The sequence below is a fragment of the Photobacterium frigidiphilum genome (assembly GCF_003025615.1).
Lineage (GTDB): Bacteria > Pseudomonadota > Gammaproteobacteria > Enterobacterales > Vibrionaceae > Photobacterium > Photobacterium frigidiphilum.
The window spans coordinates 16,977-41,564 of the sequence record NZ_PYMJ01000035.1; the positions used below are offsets into that span (position 1 = coordinate 16,977).

Below are 24,588 nucleotides of genomic sequence, written 5' to 3' on the forward strand. Positions count from 1 at the left end.
TTAATCGGGACAAATTGACGCATTTGCATTCAAGTGCGGAGACAAAATGTCCCAGTTGAGGTTGTGCAAACTGTCCCTTTCCGACTTTAGTTCCTTATAGGTCATTTTATTCCGTTAAAAGTTGGTTCGGTTATTGCTCTTATAGAAGCAGAAGAACTTATCCCGTTCTTTAATCGACACTGACTAACGGTGACGAGTACACAGGAATAAGAATGTTAAAAAGTACACTAGAAGCATTTTCTGATACGAATGGGCAAGCTCGACTGAATGCCATTACAGGCACAGTAGAATTGTCGAATTTAATTCCCCCTACGGTTTCTTATGAGAGTCGTGGTGATTTATTGATCATCGGTACTCAAGATTCGATAACAACACTGGCAAACCAATTTTCAGCACTTCACTCTGTAACGCTGCTTGCGACAGAAAAGACGGCGATTGGTGAATCGTCAACGTCAACGAAAGCTGAAAAATGTGCAAATTTGTATTTCAGTAAAGAGGTTGCCATTAAAGGTTACCTTGGCGCGTTTGAAGTGACATGTCGTGTAGACGGAACAATTACAGAAAGCAGTATTACAAAAACTACAGCCAATCTTGCGAAAGTGGCTATTGGTCGTGATTGTTTTGATCTTGTATTAGACATGACGGAAGAAGGGATTGTAGCGACTGAAATTCCTGCGCCGGGTTATTACCCTGTTGGCGCAGGGAAAGGTAAGTTAGCAGATGTGATTGAAGAACTGCCTGCTATGTTAGGTACGTTTGATAAGCCTAAATACTTTCGATTAGACCCTGATCTTTGTGCGCATTCATCTCGTGGTGTGAATGGTTGTAATCGTTGTGTTGATGCATGTCCTGCTGGTGCCTTATCAAGCCTTGGTCACGCAATCGAAATTAACCCTTATCTTTGTCAGGGGGTGGGAACATGTGCAACGGCTTGTCCTACTGAAGCGATTACATATGCATTGCCTGACCCTGAAAAAACGCAAAATTTTGTGCATCGTTTACTTGCTCGTTATCAAGAAGAAGGTGGTGAAAAACCAACGATCCTTTTTTATGGTAACCGTGATGAAGAAACCATTACTCAAACACTGATGACACTTCCTTCAAATGTTGTGCCTATTGCGTTGGAAGAGTTAGCAACTGTTGGTGTTGATACCTGGTTAAGTGCATTGGTTTATGGTGCGCATCAAGTTTTGCTTGCAACTAATACTGCTTATATTCCAGCAACGATTGATCGTGTTTTGGCTGATGAACTTTCGATTGCCAATAACTTTTTAACGGAACTGGGTTACGAAGAAAATCGAATTACACTGTTTGATTTATCGACGGGTGACTTATCTACAGGTGAGCCAGCAACTGCTGATTCATTTACGGCATTTGAGAAACCACTTATTGCGCTTACGCAACCTCAAACATTTGCAGAGCAACTATCAGGCACTAAGCGTGAGAAATTGTTTGCAGCACTTGAACGACTATACGCCAATAGCCCAGAGCAGCCTGAATATTCAGCTGTGCCTGACAATGCACCTTATGGCTCTGTTGAATGTAAAACGGATGATTGCACATTGTGTATGAGTTGTGTGGCGGTTTGTCCTACACGTGCATTTCATGCTGTGGGTGGTCGTCCAGGATTACAACTTATTGAAGAAGATTGTATTCAATGTGGCTTATGTGAAAAGGCATGTCCGGAAAAGGTTCTTACGTTAAAACCTGGTTTTACTTGGAATGCTGAAACACGTAAAGCCGCTGTTGTGGTTCATGAAGAAGAAGCGGCTTGTTGTACAAGTTGTGGTAAAGCATTTGCTCCTGCATCCATGGTTAAAATGTTGACGGAGAAATTGCAGAGTCACTCTCAATTTCAAGGGGATGCGATTCGTCGTTTAGCTATGTGTGAAGATTGCCGTGTGCGCGATATTTTTTCAAACATGGAAGACGATCCTGAAAGTCAGCTAAGGGTATAGGGCAAATTTATGGAATCACAAAATATGTCTACATCAGAAACGACCGCGCTAACAGAAGATACAACGCTACGCCTTGAGATTTATAGCATGTTGGCACATCTACTGCGTAAAGCGCCCGATCAGAATGTGATTGATTGGTTGGCAGCGTTAGAGGTTGATGCTCCCAATGCATTAAAGCAAACAACAGGCATGGCAGCCGCTTGGCCATTACTAAAACTCGCGGCACAGAAAACAACATTGATGGCGACAGAAGATGAATACCAAGATTTATTCATTGGTATTGGTCGTGGCGAGATTGTGCCTTTTTGTTCTTGGTATCTAACGGGTTCATTAATGGAAATGCCTCTTGCGCATTTGCGTCACGATCTTAAACAACTGGGTTTTGAACGTGATGAATCTGTCAAAGAGCCTGAAGATCATATGGCGGCCTTGTTAGAAGTGATGGCGATGCTGGTGGAAGAGGGCGAGAACACCCTGCAAGCCAGATTCTTCAATCGTCATATCGCAACATGGTTTGAACGTTTTTGTGCCGATCTGAAAAGTGCTAAAAGTGCGGTGTTTTACAGCGCGGTTGGTGAACTAGCAGTGCAATTTTTGACTGTAGAAAAAACGCGATTCGTAGAAGCAAACTAAGATTAACGCATTCGCTTTTTATTGATGCAATTAATTATAGCTATAAAAAATAATCGATTTCCTATGAGAATCGAAGAATACGATGAAGGAGCAAGCTTTATGAGTGAGCAAAGTAAACCTAATGAAAGCCGTCGCCAATTGTTGAAAAATATTGGCTTAGGCATGGCTGCAAGTGCAGTTGCTGCTGGCACAACAACGGCTGCTCATGCCGCGGTTGATAAGCAAGACGATAGCAAAAAAGAAACCCAAACTACTGGCTATCACGAAACTCAGCATATTCGTGATTACTACGAAACCTTGTAAGCGGAGCTTTAAATGAAATTAACAAAACGTTCCGATAATGTAAGCAAGGACGAAAACCAATTAGGTATTTCTCGTCGTTCCTTTATTCGTAATACGTCGCTCGCTGCTGCTGGTGGCGTTGCTGGTGCCAGCATGTTTGCGCCTGGCATGATGAAAAAAGCAGAAGCTAAAATTGTCGACCCTACATCGCCAATTGAAATTAAACGTACCATTTGTTCACACTGTTCTGTTGGCTGTGGCATTTATGCTGAAGTACAGGAAGGGGTATGGACAGGGCAAGAACCTGCTTTTGATCACCCATTCAATGCGGGCGGTCACTGTGCAAAAGGTGCAGCACTGCGTGAGCACGGTCATGGTGCTAAGCGTATTAAATACCCAATGAAGTTGGTTGACGGCAAGTGGATCAAACTGAGCTGGGAACAAGCATTAGACGAAATCAGTAAACAAGTGCTTAAGATTCGTGAAGAATCAGGCCCCGATTCTGTTTATTGGTTAGGTTCAGCAAAGCATAACAACGAGCAAGCGTATCTATTCCGTAAAATGGTATCGATGTGGGGCACTAACAATGTCGATCACCAAGCACGTATTTGTCACTCTACTACAGTAGCCGGTGTTGCAAACACGTGGGGCTATGGTGCGATGACAAACTCGTTGAACGACATGCATAACTGTAAGTCGATTCTGTTTATCGGTTCGAACCCTGCTGAAGCACACCCTGTTGCCATGCAGCACATCTTGATCGCAAAAGAAAAGAACAGCTGTAAGATCGTAGTTGCCGATCCTCGTCGTACACGTACGGCTGCAAAATCTGATCACTTTGTTTCTTTACGCCCAGGTTCTGACGTTGCTTTCGTTTGGGGTGTGTTGTACCACATCTTTAAAAACGGTTGGGAAGATAAAGAGTTTATTCGTCAACGTGTTTACGGTATGGAAGACGTACGAAAAGAAGTGGCAAAATGGACACCAGCAGAAGTTGAACGTGTTTCTGGTGTACCAGAAGCTGATGTTTATGAAACGGCAAAATTGTTATCTGAAAATCGCCCTGGCTGTGTAGTGTGGTGTATGGGTGGTACACAACATACTACTGGTAATAACAACACACGTGCTTACTGTATTCTTGAGCTTGCTCTAGGCAATATGGGTAAATCTGGCGGTGGTGCTAATATTTTCCGTGGTCACGATAACGTTCAAGGTGCGACTGACTTTGGCGTATTGTCTGATAACTTACCGGGTTATTACGGCCTTTCTGAAGGTGCGTGGAAGCACTGGGCAGGCGTGTGGGATGTTGATTACGAATGGCTAAAAGGCCGTTTCGATCAAGCTGATTATCGCGGTAAGAAACCAATGAACCATGCTGGTATTCCTGTTTCTCGTTGGATCGATGGTGTGCTTGAAAACAAAGACAACATTGAGCAGAACGATAATATCCGTGCAATGTTTTATTGGGGACATGCAGTAAACTCACAAACCCGTGGCCCTGAAATGCGTACCGCAATGGGTAAACTGGATATGATGGTTATCGTCGATCCGTACCCAGGTGTTGCAGCTGTAATGAACGGCCGTACAGATAACGTGTATTTACTACCAGCAACGACACAGTTTGAAACAACGGGCTCTGTAACTGCAACAAACCGTTCCATTCAGTGGCGTGATCAGGTTATTGAACCGCTATTTGAATCTAAGCCTGACCATGAAATCATGTTTAGATTATCGCAAAAACTCGGTTTATCGGATCAGCTTTTTAAGAACATTAAAGTTGAAAACAATATCCCCGTGATTGAAGACATTACCCGTGAATATAACAAAGGTATGTGGACAATTGGTTATACAGGTCAAAGCCCTGAGCGCCTTAAGGCGCACCAACAAAACTGGCATACCTTCCATAAAACGACACTCGAAGGTGAAGGTGGCGTTGCTGATGGTGAAACCTATGGTCTTCCTTGGCCATGTTGGGGTACACCAGAAATGAAGCACCCTGGTACGCATATTCTTTACGACACATCGAAAACAGTCGCGCAAGGCGGTGGTAACTTCCGAGCACGCTTTGGAGTAGAGCGCGAAGGTGAAAGTTTACTGGCTGTTGATAGTTATTCACTAGGTTGTGAGCTTGAAGGTGGTTTCCCTGAATTTACCGATAAGTTGTTGAAGCAACTCGGTTGGTGGGATGACTTAACCGACGCAGAGAAAGCAAAAGCAGAAGGTAAAAACTGGAAAACAGATCTTTCTGGTGGTATCCAACGTGTTGCGATTAAACACGGTTGTATTCCTTTTGGTAATGCAAAAGCACGTGCTGTTGTATGGACCTTCCCTGATGCAGTGCCTATTCACCGTGAACCGCTATACACACCACGTCGTGATTTGGTTGCTGACTATCCTACGTGGAATGACAGTGAGGCAATGTTCCGTCTACCTACATTCTATAAGTCGATTCAAGATAAAGATGTATCGGGTGAATACCCAATGATTCTGACATCTGGTCGTCTGGTTGAGTACGAAGGAGGCGGTGATGAAACCCGTTCAAACCCTTGGCTTGCTGAACTACAACAAGAAATGTTTGTAGAAGTAAACCCTAAAGATGCGAACGATCTTGGTTTCCGTGATGGCGATATGGTGTGGGTTGAAGGTGCAGAGAAAGGCCGTATTCACGTTAAAGCGATGGTTACTCGTCGTGTGAAACCGGGCTTGGCATTTCTTCCATTCCACTTTGGTGGTTACTTTGAAGGTGAAGATCTTCGTGGTAATTACCCTGAAGGCTCTGCACCGTACGTGTCGGGTGAATCAGCGAACATTGCAACAACATACGGTTATGACCCTGTAACACAAATGCAGGAAACCAAAGTAACCCTATGTAAAATATCTAAAGCGTAAGGAGTCATTCAGATGGCACGTATGAAATTTCTTTGTGACTCTAAGCGTTGTATCGAGTGCAATGGTTGTGTTACCGCATGTAAGAACGAGAACGATGATGCTCTACAGTGGGGCATTCAACGTCGACGCGTTGTAACCCTTAATGATGGTGAACCCGGCGAAACGTCAATCTCTGTCGCTTGTATGCATTGTTCCGATGCACCATGTATGGCGGTTTGTCCTGCTGATTGTTTCGAACAAACTGAAGACGGTATTGTTCGTCACGATAAAGACCTTTGCATCGGTTGTGGTTACTGCTTGTTTGCTTGTCCTTTTGGTGCTCCTCAGTTTCCTAAAGAGGATGCCTTTGCTGAACGTGGCAAGATGGATAAGTGTACTTTCTGTGCAGGCGGTCCCGGTGTTGAACCTGGCTCGATTGAAGAAAAACAAAAATACGGTGCAAACCGTATTGCCGAAGGTAAGTTACCTATGTGTGCATCGCTTTGTTCAACAAAAGCCTTGTTAGCAGGTGATGCCGCTAAAATCTCTGACGTCTTCCGTGAGCGTGTGGTTGCACGTGGCGCGAAAGAGGCGGGTTGGGCAAATGTTGATGATCTTGCATACGATGCAAGTAAAGAACAAAAAGCCTAATTTCTTATTTGGCTCGCTCGTTTGTGCGTAACCGCACACGAGCGATTCATTGTAGAAAGATGATATGAAAATAATGAAATCAGCATGTAGTCACAAACTGGTTTCTTTTTACAGCTGTTTTGTATAAGCAGTTAGGAGTTTTAATGACTAAGCGAATCCGACGTTGGTTCACTTTATTGGTTACTGCATTTATGCTGACGTTTGCTTTGTCGGCGATAGCCAGTGAAGAGTCGAGCCAAAACATAAATAATGAGCGCTTAGGGGAATCTGTCATTAAAGGTGAAATGGCAGGTTTCGCTGGTGCTGACTATTGGCGCGCGGTCAAGAATGGTCAAGAAGGGACAACAACATCAAAATCACCAGAGCATGGTGTGTTGATCAGTGTTCCCGGGCAGACGTGGTACATCTTGAAAGAAAAGTGGATGTCACCATTAGGTGCATTGGCTATTTTCGGTAGCCTTGCAATGGTTGCACTCGCGTACGTCACTATTGGCCCTTTGAAGCTAAGCAAACCTAAAACTGGTCGTAAAATTAAGCGCTGGAGCCGTATGGATCGAGCCTTACACTGGAGCATGGCGTTTACGTTCTTAACGTTGGCATTCAGTGGGTTAACGCTGGTTTATGGTAAGCATTTCATTAAACCCATTGTGCCATCAGAAATATGGGGTTGGGTTATTTATGCCGCGAAGCAATACCATAACTACATAGGACCTATCTTTGCTATCTTATTGTTTACCGTTTTAATTAAGTGGTGGCGCAAGAGCATAGTTAACAAAGTAGATATAGAATGGTTCATGAAATTAGGCGGAATGGTGGGTAAGCATAAAGGTAAGCACCCATCAGCTGGATTTTCTAATGGTGGTGAAAAGGTCATTTTTTGGTTGCTGATTTGGTTTGGTATTTTTATTGCTGTAAGTGGGTTTGTATTAGATTTCCCTATATTCGGTCAAACACGCCGTGATATGGAATTATCTAATCTCGTGCATATGTTCTCTGCTTTGATCTTAATCTGTGGTTTTGTATTCCATATCTATATTGGTTTATTTGGTATGGAAGCAGCATTAGATGGCATGATTACGGGTGAAGTCGATGAGACATGGGCGAAAGAACACCACGATTTATGGTATGACGACGTTAAAGATTTACCTGAAAATCAGCCCGGTTATGATGAAAAATTGGATGCAGAATCGAAAGGTAAAGCAAACCAAGATAATGTATAACGACTAATGCGTAGTTATTTGGCGTAGTCGCCGTAACGTTAAAGAGAGGCCGATGGTATTATCCATCGGCTTTTTATTGTCTGTTAGTAATATAAAATGTCTTAATTTATAATGCCTTACCATTCTGTTAGAATGAGTAAAGTATAACAAATGGAAATAGATGCTTTATTCATATAACCCTAACGCACTATAACTTTATATTGATAGTAAATATAACAAACAAATTGAGATCGTTGAAATACCAATAAAAAAATATAAATAGCTTTAAAGTAAGAGTATTGACCATTCATTAAAGACTGTGAGCTTGATAAAGGCTTGTTAGACCATTGTCTTATACGAAGTAGGTTAAAACCATATGAAAACAATGGTATAAATAGTATATCGTTACAATAAGGACAGTGAGTATGCTTTTTCCCTACCGTAATATTGTGATTTTAACTGGTGCGGGCATTTCTGCTGAATCTGGGATTCGAACATTTAGAGATCAAGATGGTTTATGGGAAAACCATCACATTGAAGATGTCGCAACCCCAGAAGGGTATCGCCGTGATCCTGATTTAGTCCAAAATTTTTATAACCAACGTCGCCAGCAACTAGAAAGTGGGACCGTAGCCCCCAATGCTGCCCACCTTGCTTTATCCAAGCTTGAAGCCGAACTTGATGGCACGGTTACGATTGTCACTCAAAATATCGATAATTTGCACGAGATGGCAGGTAGCGAGAATGTCATCCACATGCATGGTGAATTATTAAAAGCACAATGCAGTGGTACAGGGCAGAGTATTCATTGGCAAGGCGATATAAAGTTAGATGACCACTGCCATTGTTGCCAAATTCCTTCACCTTTACGACCTAACGTTGTGTGGTTTGGTGAAATGCCTATCGGAATGGAGCGCATACACGATGCCTTACTAAAAGCAGATTTATTTATTTCGATTGGTACATCTGGTGCAGTCTATCCTGCCGCTGGGTTTGTTCATGAGGCTGCTATGCATGGTGCTCATACTATTGAGTTAAACCTTGAACCGAGTGAAGTTCAAAGCGAATTTGCTGAAAAACGTTATGGACCAGCATCGAAAGTGGTGCCGGAATTTATCGACGAAATATTAAGCGCCAAATAGCATTTATTCTGCTGTATTCATCTTATAAAAAAAGAGGCTCATAAGAGCCTCTTTTTATTTTATGTTTCATATCTTAAAGCAATTGTCGCAAGTAAATTATTGACCTGCTTTTAGCTTTTGGTAATATTCTTCATAAAGTGTGTTTGCTGTGCCAACATTATCTTGCCATTCACCCGCATCAAGTACGTCTTGTGGTGGGAAGATATTTTGATCATTAACAAATTCAGCAGGCAATAACTTTTTAGCTGATGCGACTGGTGTAGGGTAGCCAATTTCAACGGCAATTTTTGCTGCGTTTTCTGGGCGAAGTAAGAAGTCGATCATCTTATGAGCAGCTTCTGTATTTTTCGCTTTTGCTGGAATAGACAAACTATCCATCCAGAAAATAGCGCCTTCTTTCGGCCATACAATATCAATTGGAGCACCTTCAAGACGCGCCATGTATGCAGAGCCGTTCCATAACATACCCAGTGACGTTTCACCTGCCATGTATGGGTTTGCAGGGTAGTCAGAATTGAATACTAATACGTTTGGCATCAGTTTTTTCAATTCTTCGTATGCAGCTTTAATTTCTTCAGGCTTCGTAGTGTTAGCTGAATAGCCTAATTTACGAAGGGCAATGTGGAAGAACTCACGTGAGTCATCCATCATCATTAGTTGACCTTCCCATTTAGGGTCCCAAAGATCAGCCCAACCGCTGACTTCAGACTTATCCATCATATCGGTGTTAACACCAATACCTGTTGCGCCCCAAATGTATGGAATAGAGAAGTCATTATTAGGATCAAAAGGCTTGTTCAAGAAATTAGGATCAAGATCTTTAAAATGTGGCAACTTTGTTTTATCAATTTTTTGTAGCATACCTTCAGAATGCATCTTAGATACATAATACGTTGATGGTACGATTAGGTCATAACCTTCGCCAAAGGTTTTAAGTTTAGCGTACATGGTTTCATTTGATTCGTAAGTCGAATAAATAACTTTAATGCCAGTTTCTTTCGTAAACTGTTCTAGCACTTCCGACGGAATATACTCAGACCAATTGTAGAAATACAGTTCTTCATCTGCTGCCATCGCTACATTAGTAAACATTGCAGCAGCACAGATGCCGCTGGTCATTAAAGAGGACCATTTTTTCATTATGTTGTTGCTCCTAACAAACAGGAATTTCGAGAGTGCTCTCTAGCGGTATATACCGCTTCTCCTAATAAAATAGAAAAAACATATCAACGATTTAACGTTAAATACTATTTCCGTTTTAGTGTAATTAAAACAAGGGGTAATTATAGCAGATCTATAAAGCTAACGTCTTAAGTTAGCGATTATAAAGGCAATCAAACCTACTTATATAAACTGATTGCCTTGCTTAAATCGTCAACCAATAATTATTGGCTAGCTTTTAGTTCAAGAAAGTAATTTTCATAACGGATGTTCATATCGCCAACCGCATCTTGCCACTCACCACGGTCTAAATCTTCTTGCGGTGGGAAAAGAGTAGGGTCGTCTTTGTATTTGGCGTTAGATGCTTTAACCGCGGTTAAATAACCGGTTTCTTCAGAGATTTTCGCAGCAATCTCAGGGCGAAGTAAAAAGTCGATCATTTTATGAGCCGCTTCAACATTTTGTGCATTTTTAGCAATGGCTAAGCTATCAACCCAGAAAATACCGCCTTCTTTTGGCCAAATTAACTTAATAGGTAAACCTTCTTTCTGTGCAGCAGCAGCAGAACCATTCCAAAGCATACCTAAGCCAACTTCACCTGCTAAGTAGGGTGCTGCAGGGTTATCTGAATTAAAGACTAATACATTAGGCATCAGCTTTTTCAGCTCTTCTTTTGCTTCATCAATTTGCTTAGGATCTGTCGTGTTACCAGAATAGCCCAGTTTGCGTAATGCGATATGGAAGACTTCGCGAGTGTCATCCATTAGCATCAATTGACCTTTAAATTTTGGGTCCCATAAGTCAGCCCAGCTATCAAAATCGGCTGGATCATACATATCGGTATTTACGGCTAAGCCTGTCATTGCGACCACATGCGGCATAGAGTAATCATTGTTTGGGTCAAAAGGCTTATTTAGATAGTTTTCATCTAATTCATCAAAATTGGTCAGCTTTGATTTATCAATTTTCTGCAACATACCTTCGTCACGCATCTTTGCAACGAAATATGTCGAAGGTACAACCAAGTCGTAACCTTGAGGGTGTGTTTTTAACTTAGCGTACATTGTTTCATTCGATTCGTAAGTCGAATAAATGACTTTAATACCAGTTTCTTTCGTGAACTGTTCTCGCAGTTCCGTAGAAATATACGGCCCCCAGTTCATGAAGACTAATTCCTTATTTGCTGCGTTTGCTGTAGTCGTAAACATAGCGGCTGCACATGCAGCACCAGTAAATAAAGCAGACCATTTTTTCATTTTTCTATCAACTCCAAAGCCCCATTGGGGAATAAAAAAACAAGTGATTAATTAGATTAATCACTTGTGTTTAGTTGGCTAATGCCAATGATGTATTCGTTGTCAGTATAGCTCTATTTGATCTTATCTCTTGCCAAGAGTTGTGAACACACAACAAGGAAGAGAGATACAATCAACATGATCGTCGCCAGTGCATTTACTTCCGGCGAAATGCCAACTTTAACCATTGAGTAAATCTTCAATGGTAGAATTTCATAACTTGGGCCCGTTACAAACGAACTAACGATAACGTCATCGAGCGATAGGGTGAAGCTTAACAACCAACCCGCTGCAACAGCCGGTTTTGCTAATGGTAGAATGATTTGCTTTAAAATCACCCATTCACTCGCACCGAGATCGCGTGCCGCTTCTAACATCTTCACATCAAAGCCTTTAAGACGGCTATAAACTGTAACGACCACAAAAGGCAGACAGAATGTAATGTGCGAAAGAAGTAGGGTTAAGAAACCCAACTGAGCACCCATAATTAAGAACAACGCTAATAGCGAAATAGCCATAACAATGTCAGGCGACATCATTACAACAAACAACATACCATTGACGAATTTCTTACCACGAAACTGATAACGAAATAGCGCTACTGCCGTCAAACTACCAATAATAGCGGCAGCAGTGGCAGAGAATACCGCTATCGTGATTGAGTGCCATGCTGCTTGAATTAAGCTATCGTTATTGAGTAATTGTTCGTACCATTTGGTTGTAAAACCGCCCCATTTCATCCCAAATTTACTGGCATTAAATGAGTTCACAATTAAAATCAAAATAGGTGTATATAAGAAAGCGTACACCAACGTCATAAAGCCAAATTTAAAGGTACGTCCCATTATTCCAGCTCCACTTTACGGTTCAGCAATTTACCAGCACGATAATAGGCATAAAGCATAATTGCCATTGACGCCGTCAATGCAATACTGGTTGCAGAACCAAATGGCCAATCCCGAGCATTCAATACTTGGCTCTTAATCACATTACCGATTAGTAGGTTCTTTGCACCACCTAATAGGTCAGATACATAGAACATGCCTAATGCAGGTAATAAAACAAGCAAGCAACCGGCAATAATACCTGGCATTGTTAATGGGAAAATCACTTTAATAAACGTTTGAAATTTTGATGCACCCAAATCACGGGCAGCTTCAATATACGTATTATCTAGTTTTTCGATGGCTGAATATAATGGCAACACCATAAACGGCAAAAGAATATAAACGAGACCAATCATGACGGCATATTCTGTGTACATGATACGTATTGGCTTATCAATAATATCTAAATAGAGCAGGGTATTATTAAGAATGCCACGCGTACCAAGCATGATTTTCAAACCATAAGTACGGATTAACGAGTTAGTCCAAAATGGCACGATAACCAAAAACAGCATAAACGGACGCCACTTTTCGGGCATCTTTGTAATGGCGTACGCAAACGGGTATCCAATAAGTAAACATAAGATCGTTGCTGTAATTGCCATGTAGAACGAATGCCACATAACTTTTGCATACAACGGATCAAACAACCTTATGTAGTTATTAAACGTAAAGGTCATTTCAATAAGATTTGCATCATCACGGGTCAGAAAACTGGTTCCGATGATCATCAAGTTTGGCACGAAAACAAATAAAACCAGCCAACTGACGATAATTGCTATGATGATGTTTTGTAGATTAAGCTTCTTGTTCATCAGCTAATACCACTTCCCAGCTTTCTACCCAAGTTACAGCAACTTTTTGATTGAGTGAGTGGTCAACGTCTGGATCATCTTCGTTGAAGAACTCACTTACCATTACTGACATGCCTGATTCTAATTCTATGACTGAATCGAGTGTCATCCCTTTATAGGTACGTTCACGTACGTAACCGATAATGCCTTTAGCTTGTTCACCGTTGTTGATTTCTTCAAGGCGAATATCTTCAGGGCGTAGCAGTACTTTCAGTTTGTCGCCAGCGTTGACAGCAAGATCACAGTGAACTTGTGCAGTACGGCCTTCAACCTCTGCCATAATACGTTTTTCGTCTAAACGCTCTTTTACGATCGCATCAAACACGTTGATTTCACCAATGAAGCGTGCAACAAATAAGTTTGTTGGTTCTTCATATATTTCACGCGGAGAGCCGTCTTGTTCGATATTACCGTCACGCATAACAATAATACGATCAGACATCGACAATGCTTCTTCTTGATCGTGCGTAACGAAAATAAACGTAATGCCTAATTTTCTTTGCAGTTGTTTTAGCTCGAGCTGCATTTGTTTACGTAATTTGTAATCAAGAGCAGAGAGTGATTCATCTAATAATAATACTTTTGGTTTGTTTACAACGGCACGCGCAATAGCAACACGCTGTTGTTGTCCACCAGACAACTGATGTGGCTTACGAGGTGCAAACTTATCAAGCTGTACCATGCGCAATGCATCCATAACACGAGGCTCTATTTCACTCTCGTTTACTTTTTGCATGCGTAAACCAAACGCAACATTCTCAAATACTGTCATATGGGGGAACAGTGCATAGCTTTGAAACACCGTATTGACATGGCGTTGTTCAGCTGGAATCTGAGTAACATCATTATTGGCAATAATAACCTGACCAGCGTCAGAGTTTTCAAAACCAGCAATAAGACGAAGTACTGTGGTTTTACCACAACCTGATGGACCTAAGATGGTTAAAAATTCACCATCATTAACGTTTAGATCCAAACCAGCAATAATTTGCTTGCCATCGAAGCTCTTGCTTAACCCTTTAAGCTGAATGACTGGTTTCTTAGATGTTGTTGAAGCGTTCAATTCTACGTTATCTCCATCCTGAGGCTTTGCTTACACCCCAATATAAAGGCTAATTTTAGGAGGCGCATAATAGACCTCAAATCGTGCAATTCAAAGCGTTTTTTTTCAGTGTTTTTTCTAGTGGGTGCAATACGTTGTGCTTAAATTCCTTCAATCGAAAAAATGTCACTTATTTGCTACAATTTACAGTTGTTATGAATATGAAAAATAGGCGTATTTAACATGACTTTTTACTATTTTGAATGTGCACCTGTGAGCAATGCTGTTTCAGTGCTATATCAACCGTAATGAAAACACTAAGAACCAGTATAAAAAATGATATTACGAGCCATTACCGGGCAAATATTGAACAATTCAACACTTGGTAACGACTTTTTAGTATGGCTAGGTTTTTTAAAAAGGTGTTGATGTCGTACAATGGGCGTTCCTCACACAGAATGATATGTTTATGAAAGACGCGATGAATAAAAGTTTCCATGTTGGCGGGTCGGTTGAAAAAGCGTTAAAGGGAGATGTAGAACTGCAGGCTGTTGCTGTTTTACAAGAAGCGTGGAAGATAACTGCTCGCAACATTCTCACATTTTTACCTGCTGTGATCGGGTTGTTTTTGGCGCAAATCGCGTTATTGCTGCTTGGTCTGCAAGTTCAGCTCGGTAATCCGGCAATATTTTTCGATGCCGTGATAACAGGAAAAGAACTGACACAAGAGATCGTTCAAGCTGGCTACATGGCTAACTTTTGGTCTGATGTATTGAGTGCACCATTGTATGTAGGCGTAAGTTTAATGGCGCTTAATCATGCTGTTGGTTTACCTTCTAAGCCTGGGCACTTGATCAAAGGTTTTCCGTTTACGCTTGTTTCTATCATTACTATGCTACTGATATCCTCTCTTCAGGGTATTGGTAATGCGATATTCCCAATCATCGGCTTGTTGCTGTCTATGGGCTTTAGCATGGCAATTATACTTGTTTGTGAAAAACGCATTACGCCAATTAAAGCGATTAAAATTTCATTGCAAGCAACATTCAAAAAATTCATGCCAATGACGGCTATTTTCCTCGTTGTTTTGATTATGTTTTTTGTTTCTTTCGCAACCGCAGGCATTGGTCTTCTTTGGACGATTCCATTTTTCTTTAATGTAAAAGCAATTATATATCGCAATATGTTTGGCATTACCTTGCAGGTAACATCGGCTCAAACGAAGAAAAATACACAAGAAAATAGTGTTCAGACTGATCATGTTCAATCAGAAAATGAACAGCAACAACCGACGCCTGTCCTAGACAATGAAACTGAAACAACAGACTCTGCACCAACGCCGAATAAAGACAACGCTGATGATGACAATGATAACCACCAGCAAGGCGACGGAAATACGCCACAAAATGATGACACAGAAAAAGGCGGTAAGGTATTTAACGCATAATGAATAAAAACAAGGTTGTTATTGCAGCGTTAATGTCTGCACTTATGGTGGGGTGTGGTGATACACCAAATTCTGATGAAAGTGTAAATGTTGCGTCACTTTCAAAACCTAATTTTTCTGCAATGACAGATGTGAATGAAAAAAAAGCGGCTTTCTTTGCGTATTTAATGCCATCTGTTAAGCAAGAAAATAAACGAGTGACGAAAGAAAGGGATTTCTTATTAAAAATAAAAGCAGAGTTTGATGCGGGTAAGTCATTAGATAGTGAAGAAATAGATCATGCTAGACGTTTAAGTAAAATGTATAGCGTTTCCTTCACTGGTGACGGTGTAACTGATACTTGGTTGTCTCATATGCTACTTCGAGTTGATGTTTTACCTAAAGAGTTAGTATTAAGCCAAGCTGCAAATGAATCCGCTTGGGGTACGTCACGCTTTGCCACTGAAGGGAATAATTATTTCGGTCAGTGGTGTTATCGTAAAGGCTGTGGACTAGTACCGTTAGCAAGAAATGAAGGCTCTACACACGAAGTCGCTGTATTTGAATCAGCCTATCGTTCTGTTAATGCTTACTTTATGAATGTGAATCGTAATAGTGCTTATGCTGAACTTCGTGAATTACGTGCCGCTCAACGTCGCGCAGGAAAGCCGATTGAAGGGACAAAGCTTGCTGAAGGGCTAATTCGTTATTCAGAACGTGGTAACGCTTACGTCACTGAAATTCAAGCCATGATTAAACATAACAATAAATATTGGAGCCAAGGATAAATGAAGTTAACTCATTGGCTATTAGCAGGTCTGTTTGCAACAGGATCTGTTTATGCTCAAGATGCAGCTGCACAAAATATTGAAATGCGTTATAGCACGCTTTACGGCAAACTAAAGCAAAATGTAAAAGAAGGGCATGACGACGTACGTATTGCACTGTATCTGATTAATCAGGCGAATGGTGAAGTCTGTAAGATTCAAAAAGGTTCAATGCGTAAAGATGAGCACTATGAAGAATTGGTGATTCCAAGTAGTAATGAACTCGCAGTTCCTGTCGATAAGAACTTACGCTCGGCAAACCCTGATGTCACTTTCGTGATTGATGATGGTATTACCTGTGATGTCTCTATGCAGGTTATTGCAAATAAGACTTACGATAATGCTATCAGCCAAGCTGAACTCGCCAATCTTGTTCCTCAAATGAATAATATGATGGGTGACTTAGGGGGCATGTTCTCGAAATGGTTTATGCCTGAAGTGAAAGGGGTAGTTGTACACTTTGCAACACCATCATTAAACCCTATTACATTAAGTAATGGCAAAACATTAACCGTAAGCGATCAAACGCTTGTGCTTAAGCTTGCTGATTTAACTGAAGGTGAAAATGTTCAGCTTCCAGAAAATCCAATAAAAGTGACACCGTGGATTCCGCAAGACAGTTGATTTATCAGCAATTATTGATAATTTCATTACAAATTAATGAGAGTGCATTTTTATATAATGCCTCTCTTTTTTTCATCTTTGTATACTCGCGCAGTATTTATTTTCTTTTTTTCCAGAAAAAATGACCCACCTCAAAGCCAGCGGTGCTCATTGTGCATAATAATCACTGTTACATTTTGTAAGTACTTATCTATTTTCGTAACAGTACTTAAATAACCTAATTAAGAGTGGTCTATGGATAATTTAGTTGAGCGTTTTCTACGTTATGTAAGCTTTGAAACTCAATCTAACTCCTCAGTTACCCACTGCCCAAGTACCAGTGGTCAGATTGTACTTGCAGAACAATTAAAAAATGAGCTTATCGAGCTAGAATTGGTTGATGTTGAGCTTGATGAGAACGGCTACTTGATGGCACGTTTACCGTCAAATGTAGATCATGATGTGCCAGCGATTGGTCTTATCGCGCATATGGACACAGCACCAGATGCTTCAGGTAAAGATGTAAAACCACAGATTGTTGAAAATTATCAAGGTGGTGATATTGCATTAGGTATAGGCGATGAAGTGCTTTCGCCGATTCAATATCCGGATCTTAGAAAACTGCTTGGGCACAATATTATTACCACTGATGGTACAACATTACTGGGCGCTGATAATAAAGCAGGTATTGCTGAGATTATTACAGCTATTGCGCACCTTAAAGCAAACCCAGATATTAAACATGGCGATATCTGTATCGGTTTTACACCAGATGAAGAGATTGGTCGTGGTGCAAACTTGTTTAATGTTGAAAAGTTTGGTGCGAAATGGGCGTACACCATTGATGGTGGCCCTGTTGGTGAGCTAGAGTTTGAAAACTTCAATGCCACGTCGGCTGATGTTATTTGTCATGGTGTGAATGTTCACCCTGGCACGGCAAAAAATAAAATGATTAACTCGATGAACATTGCTGCTCAATTCCAGTTAATGATGCCAACAGAAGAAACACCAGAATGTACCGAGCACTATGAAGGCTTCTACCATTTAAAATCAATGGAACCTTCTGTTGCAAAAACTGAACTCGGCTATATTATCCGTGATTTTGATAGCGAAGGGCTTGAACAGCGTAAAGCCTTTATGCAACGTAAAGTCGATGAGCTAAATAGTTCATTAACGAAAGGGCGTGTTGAGCTTATTCTTACCGATAGTTATTTCAACATGCGTGAAATGGTAGAGCCACATCAGCATATTATTGAATTAGCGAAAGAAGCAATGATTGCGTGTGATGTAAAGCCTGATATCAAACCTATTCGTGGTGGTACAGACGGAGCTCGCTTATCGTTTATGGGCTTACCTTGTCCTAATATTTTCACTGGCGGTTATAACTTCCATGGTATTCATGAATTCATTACGATTGAAGGCATGGAACAGGCTGTACGCGTTATCGTTAAATTAGCTGAGAAAACATCAGAGAAATACCAGTAAATTTGATGTGTTTTTAGCATTGACCTGTAAAAAAGGCGCTGTATGATTACGGCGCCTTTTTTGTACCTAACGAGAAGTTACTCTCTTTATGCTAGAACAAACTCAACATCAATATGCGGATATGTCTGACTAAGCTGCTGACTAATGCCATTTTTTGCTGTCTGTAAAGCGTCGCTATCTGTAGACGTGAGTTGTTCTGCCGAAAAGCTGATCACAATCAAATAGCTGCTCCCTGTTTTGCTGATGAACAAGGCTTCTTGCTTAAGTGTTTGTGCAGAGAGTGAATCACTGATGATACTTTCAATTCGCTGATAATCTTGTTGGTTTTGTAACTGTCCGCCTGCCATTTCGATAAAGGCATTTCTGATGATAGAAATAGGTTGTTTTATCATGAGGCACGCCAATATTAAAACCATGATGGCATCACCAATATAAAGAAGAAACCCCCACCCACTATCAGCATTCACGTAACCGATAATAACCAAAGCGGCACCAGTACCTGCCGACATGAATCCATCGACGAGCGACGCACTTTTGTCGATACTGAGCATACTGCTTTTATTATCGACCTGCTTGTTTTGATAATGATAAAACAAGGATAAGCCAAAGCAGATGATAACCATCGCAATGGAATAAATTAGAATAGGACCAGTCTTGAGAGGCGGTAATTCTGCGCCATTGATGTACTGGGCGATTTTGGACACATTACCGATGATCGCAGCCAGTAGAACACCGCCAATCAATAAACCTTTAACCAAAGAATATAAGGCTTCAGTGATGAATAAACCAAAAGGGAAGGTGTGGGAACGTCGCGTTTTTATCTCAGCCACTTTTAGTGCTGCGATAGATGACAAGAACATAATGAATGAGAAATTACCGTCGAGCAATAAGGCCTCAGAACCTGATAGGTAAAAAGTCGCCCAGCCAGATAGTGCCATTACAAGATTTGCAACAACACCAACAGTCAATGATTTCCGCTCGATAGATTGTAGTTTGTGGATCATGGTTTGCTCTCAACAAAAACAGCTAAATTACGTCGTTGTTTTACCATACCTGTTTTTAGCCATCTAACGCTAACTAATCTGTTAATTAATACGTTGTTTCTACGGCTTAAAAGTACCATTGTTGCGATTTTCAGCTGTACTGATAGATAGTGCCTTTATTACGTTGTTCAATGGTATTGAGCTACTTCTTAGCTCTGAATCGTTACGGGTTTAATAAAGAATATACGACTGGCCATAAATGGACATTTGATTGAATTTAGTCTATAAATATACATATAAAGGTAAAATGCAGAGGGTGCTATGAATACAACACCAGCGACTCACCAACAAGCTCAACCCAATGCTGGAAATGCAGTACTGCCAGTTGTTTTCAATATTTTGGATAAATGGTCTTGTACACAAGCTCAGCAGATGGCTGTACTTGGTTTAACCAGCCGTTCAACCTTGAATAAATACCGTAGCCACCCAGAGTCTGCAAAAGTATCGAAAGATTTGCTAGAACGTATGAGCTACATATTAAATATTCACAAATGCCTACGCATAATGTTTACCGCGGAAGAAAGTGTTTATAACTGGGTACAGAAACCCAATACACATCCGTTCTTTGCTGGCCGAAGCGCAATGGATGTCATGATGCAAGGTAAAGTGATTGATCTTTACCAGGTAGCTTCACGCTTAAATGCTTGGCGTGGTGGGAAGTCTTAATGCAGTATCCAATGAAATCTTTTTCAGAACAATTATGTTTTCGACTGATCCCATCTAAATATCCACCGATAAATCTTTATGAAGATGTGGCAAATCCAGAACAGTTAGAAGCTATCTTTGCTGTTGAAGCGATTACCAACCCAAGACTAGCCGAAGAAGTCGGTGATTTTAGTGGAATACCCGTGAGCGATCGTTTGGTTGGTATTCCACATTGCAGCTATGTTATGGCTGCGTTTACCCATATAAACCCTGACGGTTCTCGGTTTAATACCGCAGATTATGGGGTTTATTATGCGGCGCCTGATATCAATACTGCGATTAAAGAAACGGTTTATCACCTTGAGCGTTTAATGGGGTATACCAAAGAGCCCGCGCAAGATATTCAAATGCGCTGTATAGATGCTTGGTTTAATGGTGAACTTGCTGATTTAACTGATCAAGGCTCTTTAGATTCAGAGGTTTATCACCCAACGAATTATACCCACTCGCAAGCTGTTGCTAATGATATTAAAGGCAAAAAAGGTGACGGAATTCTTTATCAATCAGTACGGCACCAAGGTTACGATTGCTATGCGTTATTCAAACCTAACCTAGTCAGTAAAGTTTGCCAATCAAAGCACTTTTCATATAAATGGAATGGGGCATCAGTAAATGCCGTTCTTGAGATTAGCTTGGTGTGATTGATTAGAAAGTATTAAGCCAGCAAGGAATTGCTGGCTTATAGAAATAATCAAGTAGGTAGATGTTATAACTCACTCGATAACAGCGACGTTCTATTTCAAACCTTTCTCGGCTTTTTCAGCTTCATCTTTAATGTCAGGATTTTTTTCAAGACCATCGACAATCCAATCATTTAAGTGTTTAAGAATTGCTGTGACAGCATGTTTTTTTGTGCCTTTCTCGCCAGAAGGAATGTCTAATTGTTGTTGTGCATGCAAGCCTGTTTCATCTTCCGCAATGTGTAGCCAATCAGGGTGCCAGTAAAATGAATTTCCTTTATCAGAAATCCAGTTATGTACGCCGCAATTTTCACCTTTGTAGTCTAGATTTTGTGCTTTGTACTTCATACTTATTCCTTCATTCATAAACAACATCGAATAATATTGCTAAATAAGTATAGAAACTAAATAGATAGAAATTGTGACGTATGATAAAAAATTATAATTAAGTTGTTTCTTTTTATATATCGTAAGAAATTCGAGTCTTCGTCAGAATCAGCTATTACTATTTCAAGTAACGATTTTCTAAATGCACCTTAAAATGAGTGCCATTCAAATGCTACCTGGAAGAACACCGATCCACGTATCCTGCAAATTCTCTCCAACTTTCAATTTCTCTTGGATCACCTTCTTGACGTACAAACCGTGTAAATGACTGTGGAACAGCTATACCATACTTAAATTTAAAGTATTCATTGAGTTTGAAATGACTTGAGTATCCATCTTGAAATGCATCATAAGCAAGATGTGCTTTACGCCAAAATGCAGGATTTGCATGGCCTCTTACACTTAACCATGGATATGATGGTTTATTGTCCTGTGTCGCATATATTGCATTACCCATAAGGTGTAAAAGTTTAGATAAAGTATCATTACCAAATTCTTTGATTTCTAGAGATTTGATTGCTTCGATATCTGAACCAACTTGCGAAGCTACTTTGTTTACCAAGAAATCAAGATTCAATGTCATGCACAATTCAAACCCTATCCAGTCTATGCGATCTAAGATAGCTTCAATGTACTCATCTTTTGTGATTTCTTTGTTTCTTATAGCACGTCGATATTCAACTGATTTTTTATTCTTCTCTAAGATATGGGTTTGAAGTTCTGGATAGTCTTCAAGAGCTGATGGATTTTGAGCTAATATATCTAGAAGTTTGTCTTGGTCTGTTAGTAGAAGTCCAAGTTGGGAACGCGATTTTTCATCCATAATTGTGCTCACTTGAGAATTCATCTTATCCGATATGGAATTGAGCTTTAAACTGTAGCATATTGTTGACATCAACACTTACACAATATCAATGACTTATAGAAAACTATACTTTCGGTGTTTTCCAAATTAGTGTAATACATTACCATCTAAGTTAATGAGAACAACACCAAATCGCATAAGCAGTAGAACTAGGCATACCAGCAGAAGTTGCAAGTGATAAGAAATAGAAAGCACTTACATAACCAATAGATGGATATGCTGCTAATACGGCCATCATCAGTAGTGTGATACCAAAGAAAAACTAGAATCAATACAAATGAAATAGAATATTTTAATGTTGAATGAAATTTCATAGTGAACAAAAGGAGAGGTTATTCTCTCCTCTATAGACTGATTGATTAATAATTCTTAATATGAACTTCTGGATGTTCAGCATCTGTCTTGATATACATATCAACTTTCTTTTTGTCTACTTCAAAGCGAGTTGATGTGACTGTACCCATCAATTCGCCACGGCCTTTCCATAATGGTTTAGTCTCTGCAAAAGATTGGGTTTCTGCCTTAGTAGTATTCACTGTCGCAGATTGAATGAATCTTTCAGCTGCTTTTTGACGATCAAGAGAGTGCGCAGCAAATTCATGGTTTACAAAGTCCTTCGAATGGAAAATTGAGTGGTTAGCATGAGCTTGTTTGTTAGAAATGCTGTAAGAAACATCACCACCATAATTATTTTCGATGTTCATTATTTTTCTGTTTGCATCTACTACAGTGTAAGTGAAGAACGCTGTATATTCAGGGTATGCTTTATACATATCGATCACATCCCGGTAGCTTTCAGCATTATAAGCATCCCAGCTCAAGTAGTATGATGGGGTAGCCGTTTCAGACAAAATATCACTATTAGCATTTTGTCGTGCTGTGCCTTCATCGGCCATTGTGTTCATCAGCATTGCTTGGCCCCCTTTGCTAACACCACCATAAGGGATTAGGCCTGCCCAGGTTTGAATAACACGTGTTTTACCATCTATGTCAGTATGATTTAACACAATCAACCCTTTGTAATTAATACCCATGTAGTCAAAGTTTGCTTGACCCCAAGCTTTACCTTTACCATCACTTACCCCCATTACAGTACATTTAGCAGGAGCTTTTGGATCATGACCGGCTTTCTCAGTCTGAAGAAAGCCCATACCACCATTGCGTTGAGATTCAAGAATTGCTTCATCTGACATACCAACAGCTAGAAGCAAGTCAGGATCTTTGTCGAGGCTTTCTGCCAAACCTTCAATATAGGCTGCCGCGTCAGGAGATGCTTTTTGCAATTTGCCATAAACATTCTTTTCTTTAAATGAAGTTGACAGTTTTGAAATGCTTAAACCAGGAAGCATTACATCTAATGTGCTATCAAAGCGTTTGATAGCATCAAGAATTTGGTTTTTGGCAACAGCACCAACATGTTTACCAAGTTCATAAGATGAACCCGTGAATTTAACCTCAGCAATTTGGTCAGTGTGTTGGATAAGCTCGGCTTTTGCACCAAAAGCTGAAACTGCAAGCAATGTAACAATGACTGATTTTCTCATGATATTAATCTCAATGTTATAACCATTTGATTTATGTGTTTTTTCGTAAATTTTTTAATTTTCACCTTCTTTATCAGAGATATTAGAAAGTGTTTTCATTTGATGGGGGAATAGTAGAGCAACACTTATTTCAAGTAATTTGGGGGGTTATTAGATGTAATTAGAAATACTATTTGGGATTTAGAAGTGGGCATCCTTGCCCTGTGGACTGACTTCTATTCAGAAATAATAAGAGACTCCTAATGTGAACTTGTTATCATTGCTAGTACCAAGGCCTTTGAGTTTGCTATCACCAGTTATACGAGTATAAGAGTGCGCAACTTCAACCCACCATTTAGCGTCTGAGCTCACTGGTTGACCATATGCGGTCCGCATTTCAAACTTGCTACCAACGTTAGTATCCATCCATTGTGGTTGGAACACCATATACTGACCAGCTTCACCAAATGATAAGGAACCAAATAAGTTAGTTTGATATCCTTTGATACTAAGGCTACTAAGGCTACTAAGGCTACTAAGGCTACCAAGGCCATTAGCTTCAGCTTTGCCTGTTACATAAGCAACATTAGGGAAAATAGTAAAGCTTTCCCAAGGTGTAGTGACTTTAGCTATTGTACCAAGCGCTACAATATCGCTACCAACACCATTAGTTTTCTTCCAGCCTTTCATGTAGTCGATTGAGAAGCCTGCTTGAGGAAGGCTATCAATACCAGTATCTAATACTTGAAAGTAACGGAGACGAGTATTCTGGTCTTTTTTACCGATAGTGTTAGCCTTTGTCGCGCTTGAGTGCTCAATCAAGCCAAGGAAGCTATTACCTTCTGTATACTGACCGGCGAGACCAGCTATGCCTTTTAGTGTTCCATCATTATCAACCGTGCCATAAACAAAAGAGTTAACTTGAGTTAAGTCACTTGGGTCTGGCGGAGTGTCAGCAGCATTAGAAATAGCTGAAAATGGTAATAGTAATACTGCTAAAATTGATTTCTTCATGATAATTTTCTCATTTTTTGTTTATGTATGGGCAATGGATAGTATTTCTATGATTAGA

Annotated in this window: 23 protein-coding genes; 13 read left to right on the top strand and 10 right to left on the bottom strand. The window is 40.3% G+C overall.

The features are described 5' to 3' along the window. Positions 1–212 precede the first annotated feature (212 nt). From C9J12_RS23965 to cobB, 7 genes are all read left to right on the top strand, one after another. Positions 213–1,958 (top strand): 4Fe-4S dicluster domain-containing protein, encoded by a 1,746-nt coding sequence (locus tag C9J12_RS23965; protein ID WP_107245004.1) that lies wholly within the window; start codon positions 213–215, stop codon positions 1,956–1,958. Between the two features lie 9 nt (positions 1,959–1,967). Next, positions 1,968–2,591: a TorD/DmsD family molecular chaperone gene (locus tag C9J12_RS23970; RefSeq protein ID WP_107245005.1), complete on the top strand. Its 624-nt coding sequence runs from the start codon at positions 1,968–1,970 to the stop codon at positions 2,589–2,591. Positions 2,592–2,690: 99 nt separating this feature from the next. Then, entirely contained in the window at positions 2,691–2,894 is a 204-nt protein-coding gene (locus tag C9J12_RS23975; protein ID WP_041394279.1) for a formate dehydrogenase subunit or accessory protein, read from the top strand. Between the two features lie 12 nt (positions 2,895–2,906). Then, positions 2,907–5,762: a formate dehydrogenase subunit alpha gene (locus C9J12_RS23980; RefSeq protein WP_107245006.1), complete on the top strand. Its 2,856-nt coding sequence runs from the start codon at positions 2,907–2,909 to the stop codon at positions 5,760–5,762. Positions 5,763–5,774: 12 nt separating this feature from the next. Further along, entirely contained in the window at positions 5,775–6,392 is a 618-nt protein-coding gene (gene fdh3B, locus C9J12_RS23985; RefSeq protein ID WP_107245007.1) for a formate dehydrogenase FDH3 subunit beta, read from the top strand. 143 nt (positions 6,393–6,535) lie between these two features. Beyond that, entirely contained in the window at positions 6,536–7,612 is a 1,077-nt protein-coding gene (locus tag C9J12_RS23990; protein WP_107245008.1) for a formate dehydrogenase subunit gamma, read from the top strand. 404 nt (positions 7,613–8,016) lie between these two features. Continuing rightward, positions 8,017–8,733: a Sir2 family NAD+-dependent deacetylase gene (cobB, locus tag C9J12_RS23995; protein ID WP_107245009.1), complete on the top strand. Its 717-nt coding sequence runs from the start codon at positions 8,017–8,019 to the stop codon at positions 8,731–8,733. Positions 8,734–8,829: 96 nt separating this feature from the next. Here cobB and C9J12_RS24000 read toward each other — a convergent pair whose 3' ends face one another. The 5 genes from C9J12_RS24000 to potA all read right to left on the bottom strand — a co-directional run bounded on the left by C9J12_RS24000 (position 8,830) and on the right by potA (position 13,993). Continuing rightward, positions 8,830–9,873: an extracellular solute-binding protein gene (locus tag C9J12_RS24000; RefSeq protein WP_107245010.1), complete on the bottom strand. Its 1,044-nt coding sequence runs from the start codon at positions 9,871–9,873 to the stop codon at positions 8,830–8,832. 245 nt (positions 9,874–10,118) lie between these two features. Continuing rightward, the gene (locus tag C9J12_RS24005) at positions 10,119–11,150 is read right to left on the bottom strand and encodes an extracellular solute-binding protein (protein WP_107245011.1); all 1,032 of its coding nucleotides are present in this window, start codon (positions 11,148–11,150) and stop codon (positions 10,119–10,121) included. A 113-nt stretch (positions 11,151–11,263) separates the two neighbouring features. Next, positions 11,264–12,034, bottom strand: a complete 771-nt coding sequence (potC, locus tag C9J12_RS24010; RefSeq protein WP_011218564.1) for a spermidine/putrescine ABC transporter permease PotC — start codon at positions 12,032–12,034, stop codon at positions 11,264–11,266. Then, on the bottom strand, positions 12,034–12,891 hold the full coding sequence (gene potB, locus C9J12_RS24015; RefSeq protein ID WP_011218563.1) for a spermidine/putrescine ABC transporter permease PotB: 858 nt from the start codon (positions 12,889–12,891) through the stop codon (positions 12,034–12,036). The genes potC and potB overlap by 1 nt, the downstream gene beginning before the upstream one ends. Continuing rightward, complete coding sequence (potA, locus tag C9J12_RS24020; protein ID WP_107245012.1) at positions 12,875–13,993, bottom strand: spermidine/putrescine ABC transporter ATP-binding protein PotA; 1,119 nt, start codon at positions 13,991–13,993, stop codon at positions 12,875–12,877. Before potA ends, potB begins: the two co-directional genes overlap by 17 nt. A gap of 448 nt (positions 13,994–14,441) precedes the next feature. On the opposite strand from potA, the gene C9J12_RS24025 reads away from it, so the two are divergent. The 4 genes from C9J12_RS24025 to pepT all read left to right on the top strand — a co-directional run bounded on the left by C9J12_RS24025 (position 14,442) and on the right by pepT (position 18,313). Further along, on the top strand, positions 14,442–15,419 hold the full coding sequence (locus C9J12_RS24025; protein WP_227876443.1) for a DUF2189 domain-containing protein: 978 nt from the start codon (positions 14,442–14,444) through the stop codon (positions 15,417–15,419). After that, positions 15,419–16,186 carry a glucosaminidase domain-containing protein gene (locus C9J12_RS24030; RefSeq protein ID WP_107245014.1) on the top strand — a complete coding sequence of 256 codons (768 nt, stop codon included), beginning with the start codon at positions 15,419–15,421 and terminating at the stop codon, positions 16,184–16,186. The genes C9J12_RS24025 and C9J12_RS24030 overlap by 1 nt, the downstream gene beginning before the upstream one ends. After that, complete coding sequence (locus C9J12_RS24035; protein ID WP_107245015.1) at positions 16,187–16,849, top strand: DUF2987 domain-containing protein; 663 nt, start codon at positions 16,187–16,189, stop codon at positions 16,847–16,849. It begins immediately after the preceding gene. 234 nt (positions 16,850–17,083) lie between these two features. After that, on the top strand, positions 17,084–18,313 hold the full coding sequence (gene pepT, locus C9J12_RS24040; RefSeq protein WP_107245016.1) for a peptidase T: 1,230 nt from the start codon (positions 17,084–17,086) through the stop codon (positions 18,311–18,313). Between the two features lie 86 nt (positions 18,314–18,399). Here the strand turns inward: pepT and C9J12_RS24045 are convergent, their stop codons facing one another. Then, complete coding sequence (locus C9J12_RS24045) at positions 18,400–19,317, bottom strand: cation transporter (RefSeq protein ID WP_107245017.1); 918 nt, start codon at positions 19,315–19,317, stop codon at positions 18,400–18,402. Between the two features lie 300 nt (positions 19,318–19,617). On the opposite strand from C9J12_RS24045, the gene C9J12_RS24050 reads away from it, so the two are divergent. Both C9J12_RS24050 and C9J12_RS24055 read left to right on the top strand, forming a co-directional pair. Beyond that, entirely contained in the window at positions 19,618–20,022 is a 405-nt protein-coding gene (locus C9J12_RS24050) for an MbcA/ParS/Xre antitoxin family protein (protein WP_107245018.1), read from the top strand. An 11-nt stretch (positions 20,023–20,033) separates the two neighbouring features. Further along, positions 20,034–20,702, top strand: a complete 669-nt coding sequence (locus tag C9J12_RS24055) for an RES family NAD+ phosphorylase (protein ID WP_011218555.1) — start codon at positions 20,034–20,036, stop codon at positions 20,700–20,702. 93 nt (positions 20,703–20,795) lie between these two features. Here C9J12_RS24055 and C9J12_RS24060 read toward each other — a convergent pair whose 3' ends face one another. The 4 genes from C9J12_RS24060 to C9J12_RS24080 form a co-directional block, all read right to left on the bottom strand. Further along, complete coding sequence (locus C9J12_RS24060) at positions 20,796–21,089, bottom strand: hypothetical protein (protein WP_107245020.1); 294 nt, start codon at positions 21,087–21,089, stop codon at positions 20,796–20,798. A gap of 211 nt (positions 21,090–21,300) precedes the next feature. Beyond that, positions 21,301–21,951: a hypothetical protein gene (locus tag C9J12_RS24065; RefSeq protein WP_107245021.1), complete on the bottom strand. Its 651-nt coding sequence runs from the start codon at positions 21,949–21,951 to the stop codon at positions 21,301–21,303. A gap of 401 nt (positions 21,952–22,352) precedes the next feature. Next, complete coding sequence (locus C9J12_RS24075; protein ID WP_107245022.1) at positions 22,353–23,537, bottom strand: C45 family autoproteolytic acyltransferase/hydolase; 1,185 nt, start codon at positions 23,535–23,537, stop codon at positions 22,353–22,355. A 219-nt stretch (positions 23,538–23,756) separates the two neighbouring features. Continuing rightward, positions 23,757–24,530 carry a hypothetical protein gene (locus tag C9J12_RS24080; protein WP_107245023.1) on the bottom strand — a complete coding sequence of 258 codons (774 nt, stop codon included), beginning with the start codon at positions 24,528–24,530 and terminating at the stop codon, positions 23,757–23,759. Positions 24,531–24,588 lie beyond the last annotated feature (58 nt).

Bases quoted from the DNA above. Each gene is read 5' to 3' on its own strand.
- C9J12_RS23965 (WP_107245004.1), top strand. From the start codon at position 213: ATGTTAAAAAGTACACTAGAAGCATTTTCTGATACGAATGGGCAAGCT.
- C9J12_RS23970 (WP_107245005.1), top strand. From the start codon at position 1,968: ATGGAATCACAAAATATGTCTACATCAGAAACGACCGCGCTAACAGAA.
- C9J12_RS23975 (WP_041394279.1), top strand. From the start codon at position 2,691: ATGAGTGAGCAAAGTAAACCTAATGAAAGCCGTCGCCAATTGTTGAAA.
- C9J12_RS23980 (WP_107245006.1), top strand. From the start codon at position 2,907: ATGAAATTAACAAAACGTTCCGATAATGTAAGCAAGGACGAAAACCAA.
- fdh3B (WP_107245007.1), top strand. From the start codon at position 5,775: ATGGCACGTATGAAATTTCTTTGTGACTCTAAGCGTTGTATCGAGTGC.
- C9J12_RS23990 (WP_107245008.1), top strand. From the start codon at position 6,536: ATGACTAAGCGAATCCGACGTTGGTTCACTTTATTGGTTACTGCATTT.
- cobB (WP_107245009.1), top strand. From the start codon at position 8,017: ATGCTTTTTCCCTACCGTAATATTGTGATTTTAACTGGTGCGGGCATT.
- C9J12_RS24000 (WP_107245010.1), bottom strand. From the start codon at position 9,873: ATGAAAAAATGGTCCTCTTTAATGACCAGCGGCATCTGTGCTGCTGCA.
- C9J12_RS24005 (WP_107245011.1), bottom strand. From the start codon at position 11,150: ATGAAAAAATGGTCTGCTTTATTTACTGGTGCTGCATGTGCAGCCGCT.
- potC (WP_011218564.1), bottom strand. From the start codon at position 12,034: ATGGGACGTACCTTTAAATTTGGCTTTATGACGTTGGTGTACGCTTTC.
- potB (WP_011218563.1), bottom strand. From the start codon at position 12,891: ATGAACAAGAAGCTTAATCTACAAAACATCATCATAGCAATTATCGTC.
- C9J12_RS24025 (WP_227876443.1), top strand. From the start codon at position 14,442: ATGAAAGACGCGATGAATAAAAGTTTCCATGTTGGCGGGTCGGTTGAA.
- C9J12_RS24030 (WP_107245014.1), top strand. From the start codon at position 15,419: ATGAATAAAAACAAGGTTGTTATTGCAGCGTTAATGTCTGCACTTATG.
- C9J12_RS24035 (WP_107245015.1), top strand. From the start codon at position 16,187: ATGAAGTTAACTCATTGGCTATTAGCAGGTCTGTTTGCAACAGGATCT.
- pepT (WP_107245016.1), top strand. From the start codon at position 17,084: ATGGATAATTTAGTTGAGCGTTTTCTACGTTATGTAAGCTTTGAAACT.
- C9J12_RS24045 (WP_107245017.1), bottom strand. From the start codon at position 19,317: ATGATCCACAAACTACAATCTATCGAGCGGAAATCATTGACTGTTGGT.
- C9J12_RS24050 (WP_107245018.1), top strand. From the start codon at position 19,618: ATGAATACAACACCAGCGACTCACCAACAAGCTCAACCCAATGCTGGA.
- C9J12_RS24055 (WP_011218555.1), top strand. From the start codon at position 20,034: ATGAAATCTTTTTCAGAACAATTATGTTTTCGACTGATCCCATCTAAA.
- C9J12_RS24060 (WP_107245020.1), bottom strand. From the start codon at position 21,089: ATGAAGTACAAAGCACAAAATCTAGACTACAAAGGTGAAAATTGCGGC.
- C9J12_RS24065 (WP_107245021.1), bottom strand. From the start codon at position 21,951: ATGGATGAAAAATCGCGTTCCCAACTTGGACTTCTACTAACAGACCAA.
- C9J12_RS24075 (WP_107245022.1), bottom strand. From the start codon at position 23,537: ATGAGAAAATCAGTCATTGTTACATTGCTTGCAGTTTCAGCTTTTGGT.
- C9J12_RS24080 (WP_107245023.1), bottom strand. From the start codon at position 24,530: ATGAAGAAATCAATTTTAGCAGTATTACTATTACCATTTTCAGCTATT.